At 72.0% G+C, this 14,627-nt stretch carries 10 protein-coding genes; 6 read left to right on the top strand and 4 right to left on the bottom strand.

Annotation, left to right across the window (positions count from 1 at the left end; genetic code table 11):
- Positions 1-230: 230 nt before the first annotated feature.
- Positions 231-1,400 carry a steroid 3-ketoacyl-CoA thiolase gene (locus tag ACH4DX_RS03145; protein WP_398153774.1) on the bottom strand — a complete coding sequence of 390 codons (1,170 nt, stop codon included), beginning with the start codon at positions 1,398-1,400 and terminating at the stop codon, positions 231-233.
- 259 nt (positions 1,401-1,659) lie between these two features.
- Between ACH4DX_RS03145 and ACH4DX_RS03140 the strand changes: the two genes are divergently transcribed.
- Both ACH4DX_RS03140 and ACH4DX_RS03135 read left to right on the top strand, forming a co-directional pair.
- Positions 1,660-2,904, top strand: coding sequence for a cytochrome P450 (locus ACH4DX_RS03140; protein WP_398153773.1), 1,245 nt, complete (start codon positions 1,660-1,662; stop codon positions 2,902-2,904).
- Positions 2,905-3,020: 116 nt separating this feature from the next.
- The gene (locus ACH4DX_RS03135; protein ID WP_398153772.1) at positions 3,021-4,649 is read left to right on the top strand and encodes a hypothetical protein; all 1,629 of its coding nucleotides are present in this window, start codon (positions 3,021-3,023) and stop codon (positions 4,647-4,649) included.
- On the opposite strand, the gene ACH4DX_RS03130 is transcribed toward ACH4DX_RS03135, so the two are convergent.
- Complete coding sequence (locus tag ACH4DX_RS03130) at positions 4,606-6,702, bottom strand: bifunctional glycosyltransferase 87/phosphatase PAP2 family protein (RefSeq protein WP_398153771.1); 2,097 nt, start codon at positions 6,700-6,702, stop codon at positions 4,606-4,608. The genes ACH4DX_RS03135 and ACH4DX_RS03130 overlap by 44 nt on opposite strands.
- Before the next feature lie 486 nt (positions 6,703-7,188).
- On the opposite strand from ACH4DX_RS03130, the gene proP reads away from it, so the two are divergent.
- From proP to nadE, 3 genes are all read left to right on the top strand, one after another.
- Positions 7,189-8,658, top strand: a complete 1,470-nt coding sequence (gene proP / locus ACH4DX_RS03125; RefSeq protein ID WP_398117284.1) for a glycine betaine/L-proline transporter ProP — start codon at positions 7,189-7,191, stop codon at positions 8,656-8,658.
- 857 nt (positions 8,659-9,515) lie between these two features.
- Positions 9,516-10,259, top strand: a complete 744-nt coding sequence (locus ACH4DX_RS03120; RefSeq protein ID WP_398153770.1) for an O-methyltransferase — start codon at positions 9,516-9,518, stop codon at positions 10,257-10,259.
- 92 nt (positions 10,260-10,351) lie between these two features.
- Positions 10,352-11,182: an ammonia-dependent NAD(+) synthetase gene (nadE, locus tag ACH4DX_RS03115; protein ID WP_398153769.1), complete on the top strand. Its 831-nt coding sequence runs from the start codon at positions 10,352-10,354 to the stop codon at positions 11,180-11,182.
- Positions 11,183-11,219: 37 nt separating this feature from the next.
- Here the strand turns inward: nadE and ACH4DX_RS03110 are convergent, their stop codons facing one another.
- Positions 11,220-11,615 (bottom strand): hypothetical protein, encoded by a 396-nt coding sequence (locus tag ACH4DX_RS03110; protein WP_398153768.1) that lies wholly within the window; start codon positions 11,613-11,615, stop codon positions 11,220-11,222.
- Between the two features lie 109 nt (positions 11,616-11,724).
- Between ACH4DX_RS03110 and ACH4DX_RS03105 the strand changes: the two genes are divergently transcribed.
- Complete coding sequence (locus tag ACH4DX_RS03105) at positions 11,725-12,045, top strand: antibiotic biosynthesis monooxygenase family protein (protein WP_398117277.1); 321 nt, start codon at positions 11,725-11,727, stop codon at positions 12,043-12,045.
- A 479-nt stretch (positions 12,046-12,524) separates the two neighbouring features.
- Here the strand turns inward: ACH4DX_RS03105 and ACH4DX_RS03100 are convergent, their stop codons facing one another.
- Positions 12,525-14,561 carry a DHA2 family efflux MFS transporter permease subunit gene (locus ACH4DX_RS03100; protein WP_398153767.1) on the bottom strand — a complete coding sequence of 679 codons (2,037 nt, stop codon included), beginning with the start codon at positions 14,559-14,561 and terminating at the stop codon, positions 12,525-12,527.
- Positions 14,562-14,627 lie beyond the last annotated feature (66 nt).

Genomic DNA, 14,627 nt, shown 5'->3' with positions numbered 1-14,627 from the left:
AGCGAATGGGCGGTACCCCGGATCGGGGGTACCGCCCTTTTCGCGCTGCGCGCTCGTCCTCAATCGCCGGACGGGCTTTTCTTACCCACCTGCCCTCATCGCCCGCCGCGAACGCGCACCGGCGACGCACAGCGACCTCGGCCGGATCAAGCCCGTCCGGCGATCGAGGACGAGACGCGGAGCGCCGGCAGACCCCGCGCCCCACGCCCCGCACCTCCAGCCAGGGGAACCTACAACCGCTGCAAGATCGTGGCGGTGGCCACCGCGCCGCCCGCGCACATGCACACCAGCGCGAACTCCCTGTCCGTCCGTTCCAGCTCATGCAGGGCGGTGGTGAGCAGCCGCGCACCGGTCGCCCCGACCGGGTGGCCCAGGGCGATCGCGCCGCCGTTCACGTTCACCTTCTCCAGGTCCTGCCCGAAGACCCGGGCCCAGCTCAGTACGACCGACGCGAACGCCTCGTTGATCTCGACCAGGTCGATGTCCCGCAGGGACATGCCCGCCTTGCCGAGCACGGCCCGCGTCGCGTCGATCGGCCCGTCGAGGTGGAAGTGCGGGTCGGCCCCGACCAGGGCCTGCGCCACGATCCGGGCCCGCGGCCGCAGCCGCAGGGCGCGGGCCGTCCGCCTGGAGGCCCACAGGAGGGCCGCGGCCCCGTCGGAGATCTGTGAGGAGTTGCCCGCGGTGTGCACGGCCGTGGGCATGACGGGCTTGAGGCCGCCGAGGGCCTCCATGGACGTGTCGCGCAGCCCCTCGTCGCGGTCCACGAGGCGCCACATGCCCTGCCCCGCGGCCTGCTCCGCCTCGTTCGTGGGCACCTGCACGGCGAACGTCTCCCGCTTGAAGCGCTCCTCGCCCCAGGCGCCCCGCGCCCGCTCCTGCGAGAGGAGCCCGAGGGAGTCCACGTTCTCGCGGGTGAGCCCTCGCTTGCGGGCGATCCGCTCGGCCGCCTCGAACTGGTTGGGCAGGTCGACGTTCCACTCGTCGGGGAACGGCTTGCCGGGCCCGTGCTTGGAGGCGGACCCGAGCGGCACCCGTGACATCGACTCGACCCCGCAGCTGATCCCGACGTCGATGACGCCCGCCGCCACCATGGCGGCGACCATGTGCGCGGCCTGCTGGGACGAGCCGCACTGGCAGTTGACCGTGGTCGCCGCGGTCTCGTACGGCAGCCCCATCGCGAGCCACGCGGTGCGCGCCGGATTGGCGGACTGCTCGCCGGCCTGGGTCACGGCGCCGCCGACGATCTGTTCCACGCAGTCGGCGTGGATGCCGGTGCGGCCGAGGAGCTCGCGGTAGGTCTCGCCCAGGAGGTAGGCGGGATGGAGATTGGCGAGCGCGCCCCCGCGCCTGCCGATCGGGGTGCGTACGGCTTCGACGATGACAGGTTCAGCAACCACAGACTCGTCCTCTCCTCCACGGCCCGCGGGGCGTCCCGGCATCCCGCGCGTGAGAACTAGTACGCGTTCTAGTTCTGTTCAGCAGTCTGCTGAGCCCGACCCAGCCCCCGCAAGGGTCGTGCACGCAACGCCCGCACAACCGGCCACCCGGAGCGGTCGCATCGATCACGTCGGGGGCCTTGCGACTTGCGGGGCCCGTCATTACGGTGCGTTCCCACCTCCTGATGACCTGTCAGATGAACGTCTGGAGCTGGCTGCGATGTCCTGTCCCGCCCTGCCCGACGGCTTCGACTTCACCGACCCCGACGTCCTGCACGACCGCGTGCCCTTCCCGGAGTTCGCGCGGCTGCGGCAGTCGGAGCCGGTGCGCTGGATCGCCCAGCGGCCCGGCATCGCCGGCTTCGACGACGCGGGCTACTGGGCGGTGACCCGGCACGCCGACGTCAAGTACGTGTCCACCCACCCCGAGTTGTTCTCCTCGTCCCTGAACACCGCGGTCATCCGCTTCAACGAGTCGATCGGCCGCGACAGGATAGACGTCCAGCGGATGATCATGCTCAACATGGACCCGCCCGAGCACACCCGGGTCCGCCAGATCGTGCAGCGCGGCTTCACCCCGCGCGCCATCCGGTCCCTGGAGGACGCCCTGCGCGACCGCGCCCGCCGGATCACCGAGGCCGCCCTCGCCAACGCCGCCGACGACGGCTCCTTCGACTTCGTGACCCAGGTCGCCGTCGAACTCCCCCTCCAGGCCATCGCCGAGCTGATCGGCGTACCCCAGGAGGACCGCTCCAGGATCTTCGACTGGTCCAACAGGATGGCCGCGTACGACGACCCGGAGTACGCGATCACCGAGGAGGTCGGCGCCGAGGCCGCGATGGAGATCGTGGGCTACGCGATGAACCTGGCCGCGGCCCGCAAGGAGTGCCCGGCCAAGGACATCGTCAGCCAACTCGTCGCGGCCGAGGACGAGGGGAACCTCACCTCCGACGAGTTCGGGTTCTTCGTCATCCTCCTCGCCGTCGCGGGCAACGAGACCACCCGCAACGCCATCACGCACGGCATGCACGCCTTCCTCACCCACCCCGGCCAGTGGGACCTGTACAAGCGCGAGCGCCCGGCGACGACCGCCGAGGAGATCGTGCGCTGGGCCACGCCCGTGGTGTCCTTCCAGCGCACCGCGACCGAGGACACCGCACTCGGCGGCGCGCGGATCAGGAAGGGCGACCGGGTTGGGCTCTTCTACTCCTCCGCCAATCACGACCCCGAGGTCTTCGACCGCCCCGACGAGTTCGACATCACCCGCGACCCCAATCCGCACCTCGGCTTCGGCGGCGGAGGCCCGCACTTCTGCCTCGGCAAGTCCCTCGCGGTCCTGGAGATCGACCTCATCTTCCACGCCGTCGCCGAGGCCATGCCCGGCCTGCGCCTGACCGGCGCCCCCCGCCGGCTGCGCTCGGCCTGGCTCAACGGGGTCAAGGAACTGCGGGTGGGGGTCCGTTGAGCGCGGGATCCGCCAAGTGTTCATGTGCTCGGCGGTAATCGCCAACGTTTTCGACGCATCGAGCGTCTAGTGGGGTGAACCTTGACCCTCCAAGACTTCGAACGGAAACGGTGGCCGTGGCCTCTGCCGACCTCTCGATCGTCCCGACCGGCAGCTCGCCCACAGAGCGGAAGAATCCCTTCCGTGCGGCCCGCTCCTTCTACCGGCGCCACCGCGTCGCCGTCCTAGCGACCGCGCCCACCCTGCCCCTGTACGCGCTGTGGGCGGCGTTCCTCGCCACCGGCGGCGGCGACCTCGCCGCCCAGGAGGCCTGGGCAAGGTTCGCCGACGACCACGGCTCCGCCGCGTACGGCCTCTTCTGGTACGGCGGCATGCACACCGCCAACTACAGCCTGATATCCCCGTACCTGATGGCGGCGATCGGCGTGAAGACCGTCACGGTCCTCTCCGGCGTCACGGGGGCCTGGCTCGTCGCCGTCCTCATCGAGCGCTCCGGGGTGCGCCGCCCGCTGTGGCCAGCGGTCCTCGCCTCCCTCGCCGTGTGGTGCAACGTCGCCTCCGGGCGCACCACGTTCGCGCTCGGGCTCGCCTTCGGCCTCGGCGCCGTGCTCGCCCTGCTGCGCGAGAAGCGCCTGACGGTGGCGGTGGTCTGCTCGGTGCTCGCCACCATGGCATCACCGGTGGCGGGCCTGTTCCTCCTGGTGGCGGGGGCGGGCTATGTCTTCGTACGGGAATGGGGGCGCGCCCTCGCCCTGCTCGTGCCGCCCGTCGTGGTCGTCGGCCTGACGACACTGCTCTTCCCCTTCAAGGGCGAGCACCTGATGTGGGCGCACAGGATCTACCCGCCCGCCCTCTTCAGCCTGGTCCTCGTGGTGGCGGGGCCGCGGGAGTGGCGGGTCCTTCGGTGGGGCGCGGGGGTGTACGCGACGGGGACCGTCCTGACGTATCTGATCCCCTCCCCGATCGGCACCAACGTCGAGCGCCTCGCCGAACTCGTCGCGCCCGCGCTGCTGCTCGCCGCCCTGCTCACCCCCGCGCTGTCCCTGGTCCGCCGCGTCGCGCTCGTGATCGCGCTCGTCCTGTCGACGGCGTGGGTGGCGGAGAAGACCGCCGACGACCTCCGGGTGTCCACGACCGTCCCCGCCTGGGCCACGCAGACCCAGGGCGTCCTGGCGGAGCTGAAGCGGCTCGGCGCCGACCGCGCCCGGGTCGAGGTGGTGCCCGCCCGCAACCACCGCGAGGCCACCGCGCTCGCGCCGTACGTGAACATGGCGCGCGGCTGGAACCGCCAGCTCGACATCGAGCGTGGCCGGCTCTTCTACGACGGCTCGTTCTCGGCGACGACGTACCGCGCCTGGCTGGACCGCTGGGCCGTCGGCTTCGTCGTCCTGCCCTCCGCGCGCCCGGACGGGCCCGCGCTCGCCGAGGCCGCCCTGGTGCGGAGCGGGCCCGCGTGGCTCGAGCCGGTGTGGCAGGACGAGCACTGGCGCATCCTCCGGGTGCGCGACGCGGTACCGATGGCGTCGGCGCCCGCCTCCGTGGTCCGCTCCACCAGCACGGACGTGGTCGTACGGGTGCCGGAGCGGGGCGCGGTGACCGTGCGGATCGCGTACTCGCCGTGGCTCAGGGCCGAGGGGGCGTGCCTGGAGCGGCACGGCGAGTTCACCCGGCTCACGGTGCGGACGCCCGGCACCTACCGGATCAGCTCGGGGTACGGTCGCCCGCCGCGCCCTTCGGCTTGCTGACGGGAGCGTCCTCGGCGTCCGGCACGGCCCCGGCCACCGCGGGCTGCTTCCCCGTACCGATCCGGAGGACCTCCTTCACGCGGGGGCCCTGGAGCAGGTACGTCAGACCGAAGCCCGCGCCGACGACGGCCGCGCCGCCCACCGCGTCCAGGATCCAGTGGTTGCCGGTGCCGACGATGGCGCACACCGTGAAGAACGGGTGCAGCAGGCCGAGGGCCTTCATCCACCACTTGGGCGCGAGGATCGCGATGGTCAGACCGCACCACAGGGACCAGCCGAAGTGCAGCGAGGGCATCGCCGCGTACTGGTTGGTGAGCTTCGTCAGCGTGCCGTAGTCCGGCTGCGAGAAGTCCTGCGGGCCGTGGATGGTGTCGATGAAGTTGAGGTTCTCCATCAGCCGCGGCGGCGCGAGCGGATAGCCCCAGAAGCCGACGAGCGCGAGGACCGTGGCGAAGCCGAGGGCGGAGCGCGCCCAGCGGTACTGGGCGGGGCGGCGCAGATAGAGGATCGCGAGGACGCTCAGTGGCACCACGAAGTGGAACGACGTGTAGTAGAAGTTGAAGAAGCTCTCCATCCAGGGCGTGCGCGCCGTCAGATGGTTGAACCAGTGCTCGATGTCGATGTGCAGGAACTGCTCGATGGAGTGGATCTGCTCGCCGTGCGTCTCGGCCCGCTCCCGGCCGCCGGAGATGGTGCCGCCGGTCGCCGCGAGCCGGGTCTGCTGGTACGCGGAGTAGCCGACGCGGATCAGGAGCAGTTCGAGGAGCAGGTTCGGGCGGGTCAGGACGCGCCGCCAGAACGGGAACAGCGGCACCCACTTCCAGCGTGCCGGTACGGGATCGGCGTACGAGGTGGGAATCGGCTCCCGGTACTCGGGGGCCGTGCGGGACAGGAACGGCACGAACAGGGCCGTGGCGAGCGCGGCGAGCAGGACGACGTTGTCACGCAGCGGATCGAGGGCCGACATGTTCGGCAGCATCATCTTCGACGGCAGCGTCATCACCAGGACGATGGCGATGGGCCACACGTACCGGTCGGACGCGCGTCTGCCGACGCGGCCGACCACGGCGAGCAGCAGCCACAGGAGCTGGTGCTGCCAGCTGGTCGGGGACACCGCGATGGCCACACAGCCGGTGAGGGCGACGGCGAGCAGCAGCTGGCCGTCGCGGGCGTACGTCACCGCGCGGCGCAGCCCGATGACGGCGACGGCGGCGCCGAGCGCCAGGAAGAGTCCTATCTCCAGCGGCCCCTCCAGACCGAGGCGGAGCAGGGCGCCGTGCAGCGACTGGTTGGCCCCGTCGTCCGGGGCGGCGCCGAGCCCCGCACCCGCCAGGTGGTGCACCCAGTACGTCGACGAGTCGTGCGGCATGGCCGCCCAGGCGACGCCGGTGGCGGCGGCGAAGGTGGCGCCCGCGGTCCCCGCGGCCTTCTTGCGGCCGGTGAACCACAGCAGCGGCGCGAACAGCAGGACGGTCGGCTGAAGGGCCGCCGCCAGGCCGATGAGGACACCGCTGGTCCGCTCCCCGCGCACGGCGAGACAGCCGAGCAGCACGAGGAGCACGGGGATGATGCTGGTCTGGCCCAGGTGCAGGGTGTTGCGCACCGGCAGGGACAGCATGAGGAGGCAGATCGCGACGGGGGCCGCGAGCAGCGAGGCGCGGCGCGGGACGGGCTGCGGCAGCGCGCGGGCGGCGACGAGGCCGAGGACCACGACGAGACCGAGGGTGCCGAAGGTCCAGGCCCAGCCGAGCGCGTTCTCCGCGGAGTTGGCGAACGGCTTCAGGGCCAGGCCCGCGAAGGGGGTGCCGGTGAACTTGTCCGCGTCGTAGAGCGAGCCGTTCACGTGCAGCACGCCGTTCGGCCCGATCCAGGTCTCCAGGTCGGTCAGGCGCTCGCCCTTGGGGGTGCGCAGGATGACGGCCACCTGCCGTACGGCGAGGACGGCGGCGATCAGCCAGAGGGCGACGCGGACGGCCCCGATCCGTGGATCGGGCGTCCCGGATGCCCCCGTGTCCAAGGCACTCCCCGGTCGCCTGTGCTCAACATTCGCCACGCCCTGTCGGCCCTCCCGCCCCATCCGTCACCCTTGTTCAAAATCGTTCACAGTGCCAGGAGATTCCTGATCTCACCCGAAGAGGCTCGCATGCCTCTGGGAGAGACGCGCGCAACCCCCGTGTCACCTGGCAGCCACACCGCTTTTTACCGGCTTTTCGGGTCCCGTGCCCAACCGGGCCCCGGTGGGGGGCGAGCCGCGACGGCGCGGCGACACGCCTCGTCAACGCCGGTACGAGGCTCATTCGTGCGAGGTACGGGGCTCATCCGCGCGAGGACTACGGGCGTTTTCCGCGTGGTTGCGGCCTCCGGAGGCGACATAGATCACATGCGGCTCGTGCCGCCACTGCCGGAACTCATCCCGTTTGGCCTGAATACAGCGCTATTGCCCACGGTGCGCGATCACCCGGCGACCCCCCGTAATGATGCTTGCTGCACCTAAAGTCACGGGGTCCATGTCGTCCACGAAAGGCAGGCGAGCGAGCTCTTGCCGACCGCGCAACACGTCGAACCTCGCGCCTCCGCGGCCCCTTCCCGCACCGGCCGGGCTGCCGCCCACGGCACCCCGACGGGCACACCCCCCGGGGCCCCGGCCGCCACGGAAGTCACCGTCACCGACCCCGCGCTCGTCAGGCGGGCCGTGAAAGCGGCCGCGCTCGGCAACGCGATGGAGTGGTTCGACTTCGGCGTCTACAGCTACATCGCGGTGACCCTCGGCAAGGTCTTCTTCCCCTCCGGCAGCCCCACGGCGCAGCTCCTCTCCACCTTCGGCGCCTTCGCCGCGGCCTTCCTGATCCGCCCGCTCGGCGGCATGGTCTTCGGTCCGCTCGGCGACCGCGTGGGCCGCCAGAAGGTGCTCGCCCTCACCATGATCATGATGGCGGCGGGCACCTTCGCGATCGGCCTGATCCCGTCGTACGCCTCGATCGGCGTCTGGGCCCCGGTCCTGCTCCTCCTCGCCCGCCTGGTGCAGGGCTTCTCCACCGGCGGCGAGTACGCGGGCGCCTCCACGTTCATCGCCGAGTACGCGCCCGACAAGAAGCGCGGGTTCCTCGGCAGCTGGCTGGAGTTCGGCACGCTGGCCGGGTACATCGGCGGCGCGGGGCTCGTCACGCTGATGACGGCCCTGCTGTCCCCCGGCGACCTCCAGTCCTGGGGCTGGCGGATCCCGTTCCTGATCGCGGGCCCGATGGGCCTGATCGGCCTCTACCTGCGGATGCGCCTGGAGGAGACCCCCGCGTTCGCAGCCGAGCTCGACAAGGCCCACGAGGACGAGCAGACCCGGCCCAAGGTGCGGGTCCGGGACATGGTGACGGGCCAGTGGCGTGCCCTGCTCCTGTGCATGGGCCTCGTCCTGGTCTTCAACGTCACCGACTACATGCTCCTGTCCTACATGCCGAGCTACCTCACCAGCGAGCTGAAGTACGACGAGACGCACGGCCTGCTCGTGGTGCTCGTCGTGATGGCCCTGATGATGTGCGCCCAGCCGTTCGTGGGCGCCCTCACCGACCGCGTCGGCCGCCGCCCCGTCATCGCCGCGGGCTGCGCGGGCTTCCTGCTCCTGTCCGTGCCCGCCCTGCTCCTGATCCGCGCCGGCTCGCTGTGGGCCATCGGCCTCGGCATGGCCGCGCTCGGCCTCCTCCTGGTCTGCTTCACCGCGTCCATGCCGTCCGCGCTGCCCGCCCTCTTCCCCACTCCCGTGCGGTACGGGTCGCTCTCCATCGGCTTCAACATCTCCGTCTCGATCTTCGGCGGGACGACTCCGCTGGTGGTCACCGCGCTGATCGGGGCCACCGGGGATGTGATGATGCCCGCCTATTACATGATGGCGGCGGCGGTGGTCGGCGGGGTCGCCGTGTGGTACATGACGGAGTCGGCGGGGCGGCCCCTGCCGGGGTCGCCGCCCGCGGTGGAGACTCGGGCTGAAGCCCGCGCGCTGTCCTGTGGCCGGGCCTGATCACGGCCTACGCCCCGGCTCGTCCTCCCCGCCGGACAGGCTCTTCCTCCCCCACCCACCCGCCCTCCACCGCGCTCCCGCGCTCGCCTTCGCCACCGGACAGGTTCTTACTCCCCCACCCGCCCGCCCCTTCATCGCGCTCCCGCGCTCGTCCCCGCCACCGGACAGGTTCTTTCCCCGCCCACCCGCCCCTTCATCGCGCTGCGCGCTCGTCCTCAAACGCCGGACGGGCTGATTCACGCCCGGGCGCGCTTCTCTCGCGCTGACGCGCTCGTCCTCCGCTGACGCCGGGCGGGCTTCTTTCCCCGCCCACCCGCCCCCTTGGTCGCGCTGACGCGCTCGTCCTCAAACGCCGGACGGGCTGTTTTCCGCCCGGCCGCGCTTTGATCGCGCTGGCGCGCTTGTCCGCAATCGCCGGACGGGCTTGATGCTTCGCCTGCGGTGGCGCTTCCAGTGCGGCGGGGTATTGCAGCCGGTCCGGCGCTTGAGGACGAGCGCGCAGCGCGATTCCAGCCGGTTCGGCGCTTGAGGGCGAGGCGCGGAGCGCGACTTCAGCCCGTCCGGCGCCTGAGGACGAGCGCACCGCCCAATCCCAGCCCGTCCGGCGTTTGAGGACGAGCGCGCAGCGCGACTTCAGCCGGTCCGGCGCCTGAGGACGAGCGCGCACCGCCCAATCCCAGCCCGTCCGGCGCTTGAGGACGAGCGCGCAGCGCGATTTCAGCCCGTCCGGCGTTTGAGGACGAGGCGCGGAGCGCCGACAAGGGGGTCCAGGGGGCGGAGCCCCATGGTTTCGGGGAGGGGCGGGGCTGGGGAGGCACAGCGCAGCGTCACGCCGCCCACCCCTAGGAGCAACCACCGTGAACCCCAGCCCCAGCACCAGTCCCGGCCCCGCCCCCGGCAGCAGCACCGGCACCGGCAGCAGCACCGACCCCGCCCAGCACCTCTGGACGGAGGTCGACGACTACTTCGGGGACCTCCTCGCCCCGGCGGACCCCGCCCTCACCGCCACCCTTCGCACCAGCGAATCCGCAGGCCTGCCCCCGATCAACGTCGCCCCCACCCAGGGCAAGCTCCTGCACCTCCTGGCCAGGATCCAGGGCGCGCGCCGCATCCTGGAGATCGGCACCCTGGGCGGCTACAGCACCATCTGGCTGGCCCGGGCCCTGCCCGCCGAGGACGGCCACCTCCTGACCCTCGAATACAGCCAGGAGCACGCGGCCCTGGCCGCGACCAACCTCGCCCGCGCCGGCCTCGACAAGATCACCGAGATCCGCACGGGCCCGGCCCTGGACTCCCTGGCCGCCCTGCACGCGGAGAACCCCACCCCCTTCGACCTGGTCTTCATCGACGCGGACAAGGTCAACAACCGCACGTACCTGGAGTGGTCGCTCAAGCTCACCCGCCCGGGCAGCCTGATCGTCGTCGACAACGTCGTACGCGGCGGCGCAGTCGTCGACGCCGACACCGACGACCCGGCCATCCGGGGCACCCGGGCGGCCCTGGAGCTCATCGCGAGCCATCCCGACCTGGACGGCACGGCGGTGCAGACGGTGGGCCTGAAGGGGCACGACGGTTTCGCCGTGGCCCGGGTTCTCGGCTAGCGGGACGGCACGCTCGGGTGCCGCCGGACCTCCGCGCCGCCCCTGGGTAGGGTGGAAGCGACAGCACACCGTGTACCGGAACAGGAGCAGTCGTGAGCGAGCGGGCGTCCACCGCCAAGCAGCAGCAGATCGCCAGGGAACTCCAGGTCGCCGAGATCTTCGAGGCCGAGCGTGAGGTCGAGCGCAGGGTGGCCTTCCTCGCCGAGCGGCTGACGGCCACCGGCCTGCGCTCCCTGGTGCTCGGCATCAGCGGCGGCGTCGACTCCACCGCCGCGGGCCGCCTGTGCCAGCTCGCCGTGGAGCGGGCCCGCGCCGCCGGGCACGAGGCCCGCTTCCACGCGATGCGGCTGCCGTACGGAGTGCAGGCCGACGAGCACGACGCGCAGCTCGCCCTCGCCTTCATCAAGCCCGACCGCGTCCTGACGGTGGACATCAAGCCCGCGAGCGACGCCGCCCTCGATGCCGCGCTCGCCGCCGACGTGGCCTTCCGCGACGAGGCACACCAGGACTTCGTGCTCGGCAACATCAAGGCCCGGCAGCGCATGATCGCCCAGTACGCGGTGGCGGGCGCGCACGACGGCCTGGTCGTCGGCACCGACCACGCCGCGGAGGCGGTGTCCGGCTTCTTCACCAAGTTCGGTGACGGCGCGGCCGACCTGGTCCCGCTGGCCGGGCTGACCAAGCGCCGGGTGCGCGCCGTCGCGGACGCCCTCGGCGCGCCCGCGGAGCTGGTGTGGAAGGTCCCGACGGCGGACCTGGAGACCCTCGACCCGGGCAAGGCGGACGAGACGGCGCTCGGAGTCACGTACGACGAGATCGACGACTTCCTGGAGGGCAAGCCGGTGGACGAGCGGGCCTACAACAAGATCGTCGACCGCTACCACCTGACGGAGCACAAGCGGCAACTGCCCATCGCTCCCTGACGGGACGGGACGGGACGGGCAGCTCCGCGTCCGGCGCCTAACTCTCGTGGTAGAAGCCCACGTTGACGCTCCGCGGCCCCGACCGGTCCTGGACGACGATTTCGCCGGTGCCGCCGCGGGGCAGCGGGGTCGTGGCCCCGTAGGCGAGGGGCACCGCGGAGCCGCCGGTCAGGACGCGCACCTCGGCGGCCGGGTCGGGCTGCGAGCCGCGGACCCAGGTCACCGTCCAGGCGCCGTCGATGCGGCAGCGGAACTCCAGATGCGTACGCGAGACGAACAGCCAGTCCTGCGGCGGCGAGAGCCTGCACACCGCGCGGTCACGCCCCACGCGCAGGACCGCGCCGGGATCGCTCGGCGCGTCCGCCATCAGCATGCCCGCGGTCGCTCTCGCGTCCGCGGCCCCCGACACCATGGCCATGGTGAGCTCAAGCACCTGGGTACCCCCCGTCCCCGAATTCCGGACCACCGCGCGCATCCTAGCCCCGAGGGCCGGGGGCCGGGGGTGTGTCGCTCGCGTGCGGTCGTGCGCGACGATGGTGCCCATGAGCATCGTGAAGATCAACGTTCTGACCGTGCCGGACGAGCAGCGCGAGGTCCTGGAGAAGCGCTTCGCGTCCCGCGCGGGTGCCGTGGAGAACTCGGACGGCTTCGAGTGGTTCGAGCTGCTGCGTCCCGTAGAGGGCACCGACCAGTACCTGGTGTACACGCGGTGGCGTGACGAGGCCGCCTTCCAGGCCTGGATGGAGGGCCCGATGAAGTCGGCCCACCAGGGCGGCGGCGAGCGCCCGAAGCCCGCGGCGAGCGGCTCCGAGGTGTGGTCCTTCGAGGTCGTCCAACAGGCGGCCCCGCCCACCACCGCCTGAGCCCCCGCCCCCGACACCCCCCGCCCCCCGAGCCGGTCGGCTCGGGGGCGGCGGTCGCGCTGTGACGTGCGTACCGCACGGAGACCAGCGGCGGACACCGGCACCCTCCGTACGACCACCTGACGGCCGACAGGTACGGGCGGGTGGGTGGGAGACACCCGCCGCGGCAGCGGCGGAAGAGGACCACCGCGCTGGGCGGTGAGGGCAACCCTCCGTACGGCAACCAACGGCCGACAGCAACGGGCGGGCGGGTGGGAGACCCCGCCGCGGCAGCGGCGGAAGACGACCACCGCGCTGGGCGGTACGGGACACCCTCCGTACGGCCACCTGACGGCCGACAGCAACGGGCGGGCGGGTGGGAAACACCGCCGCGGCAGCGGCGGAAGACGACCACCGCACTGGGCGGTACGGGAAGCCCCCCGTACGGCACCAAACCCCCCGCCAGGGAACGGCACCGACCGAACCGAAGGGCGGGACCTCTACGCCCGCCGGGCGGGACGCTCCGCGTCGGAGCCGCACATCTCCGCCCCCAACTCCGCCACCAGCTCCCCCAGATCCCTCGGCCGGTCCGGCCCCCACCAGTCCCCGAGCAACTCGCAGAGCGACTCCTCACGCGCGGCCCCAAGCCGCGCGGCCACCTCCGCGCCGGAGTCGGAGAGCCGCATCCCGAGCCCCTCGCGGACGGCGAGCCGCCGTTCCTCCAGCTGCCGGGCGGCCCGGGTGACGACGGTGAGCGGCACCGTGCTGCGCTCGGCGAGCGTGCCGGGTTCCACGTGCCCGTGCCGGGCGATGCGAAGGAGCAGCCAGCTGGCCGCGGGCAGCAGGTCGTACCCGGCCCGCTCGGTGATCCGCACGTACACCTCCCGCCGCCCCGCCCGCGTACCGAGCAGCGACAGCGCCCGCGCCACCTCGTCGTACGAGGACCGCTCCACGGGGTTGCTGGCGAGCGTCTGCGTGGGCTCGGGCGCCCGTACCGCCCCGCGCAGCCGGTCCTCGCGCAGGAACCAGGCCAGGACGAAGGCGACGAGGGCGACCAGGGCCGCGTACAGGAAGACGTCCGTGATGGCGGAGGAGTACGCGTGCAGCGCCCCGGCGCGGGCCCCCGGAGGGAGTTCCGCGATGCCGCGCGGGTCGGCCTTGAGGGAGTCGACGCCGACCCCGGCGGGAAGTTCCTGCCCGCGCAGGGCGTCGGTGAGCTTGTCCCCCAGCCTGGCGGTGAACACGGTCCCGAAGATCGCGACGCCGAACGAGGCGCCGATGGACCGGAAGAACGTGGCGCCGGACGTGGCGACGCCGAGGTCCTCGTAGCCGACCGCGTTCTGCACGATCAGGACTAGGACCTGCATGACGAGGCCGAGGCCGAGCCCGAAGACGAAGAAGTAGGCGCTCATCTCGCCGGTGCGGCTGTTCTCGTCCAGCTGGTGCAGGAGCAGCAGGCCGAGCGTGGTGACGGCGGTGCCCGCCACGGGGAACACCTTCCACCGCCCGGTGCGGCTGACGATCTGACCGGACGCCGTCGAGGCGATCAGGAGTCCGGCGACCATGGGCAGCATGTGCACGCCGGACATGGTCGGTGAGACGCCCTGGACGACCTGGAGGAACGTCGGCAGGTACGTCATGGCCCCGAACATGGCGAAGCCGACGACGAAGCTGATGACGGCGGACAGGGTGAAGGTGCGGATCCGGAACAGCTTCAGCGGGATCACCGGTTCCGCGGCCTTCCGCTCGACCGCCACGAACCACACGGCGAGCACCACGCCGAGCACGGCGAGCCCGATGATCCGCGGGGAGCCCCAGGCCCAGGTCGTGCCGCCGAGCGAGGCGACGAGGACGAGGCAGGCGGCGACGGCCGCGATCAGGAAGGTGCCCAGGTAGTCGATGGTGTGCCGGGCGCGGCTCGCCGGGATGTGCAGGGTCGCGGCGATGACGCCGAGCGCGACGACGCCGACGGGCAGGTTGATGTAGAAGACCCAGCGCCAGCTGAGGTGTTCGGTGAAGACGCCGCCGAGCAGCGGCCCGAGGACGCTGGTGGCGCCGAAGACGGCGCCGAAGAGACCCTGGTACCTGCCGCGTTCGCGCGGCGACACCAGGTCGCCGACGATGGCCATGGACAGGACCATGAGCCCACCGCCGCCGAGGCCCTGCACCGCTCGGAACCCGATGAGCTGCGGCATGTTCTGCGCGACGCCGCACAGCGCGGAGCCGAGCAGGAAGATGACGATGGCGGTCTGGAAGAGCTTCTTGCGGCCGTACTGGTCGCCGAGCTTGCCCCACAGCGGGGTCGCGGCGGTCGCGGCCAGCATGTACGCGGTGACGACCCACGACAGGTGCTCCAGGCCGCCGAGGTCGCTGACGATGGTCGGCAGGGCGGTGGAGACGATGGTCTGGTCGAGGGCGGCGAGGAGCATGCCGAGCAGCAGTGCGCCGATGGACACCAGGACGCCGCCCGGCACGTGTTCCGAGGAGCCTGCCCGGCGCCGCGCTCCGGCAGGGCGGGGGTTCACGTCGTGCGTCATGGACACCTCCTGCGGGTGCTCACTTTCCATCGTCGTCCGTGTCTCCCGTTATGGCCTGTCGAGTCG

Origin of the sequence: Streptomyces sp. NPDC017940, from assembly GCF_044328435.1 — a bacterium.
Classification (GTDB): Bacteria; Actinomycetota; Actinomycetes; order Streptomycetales; family Streptomycetaceae; genus Streptomyces.
The sequence above is the reverse complement of the archived record's forward strand: the minus strand, read 5'-3'. Positions and strand labels throughout refer to the sequence as shown.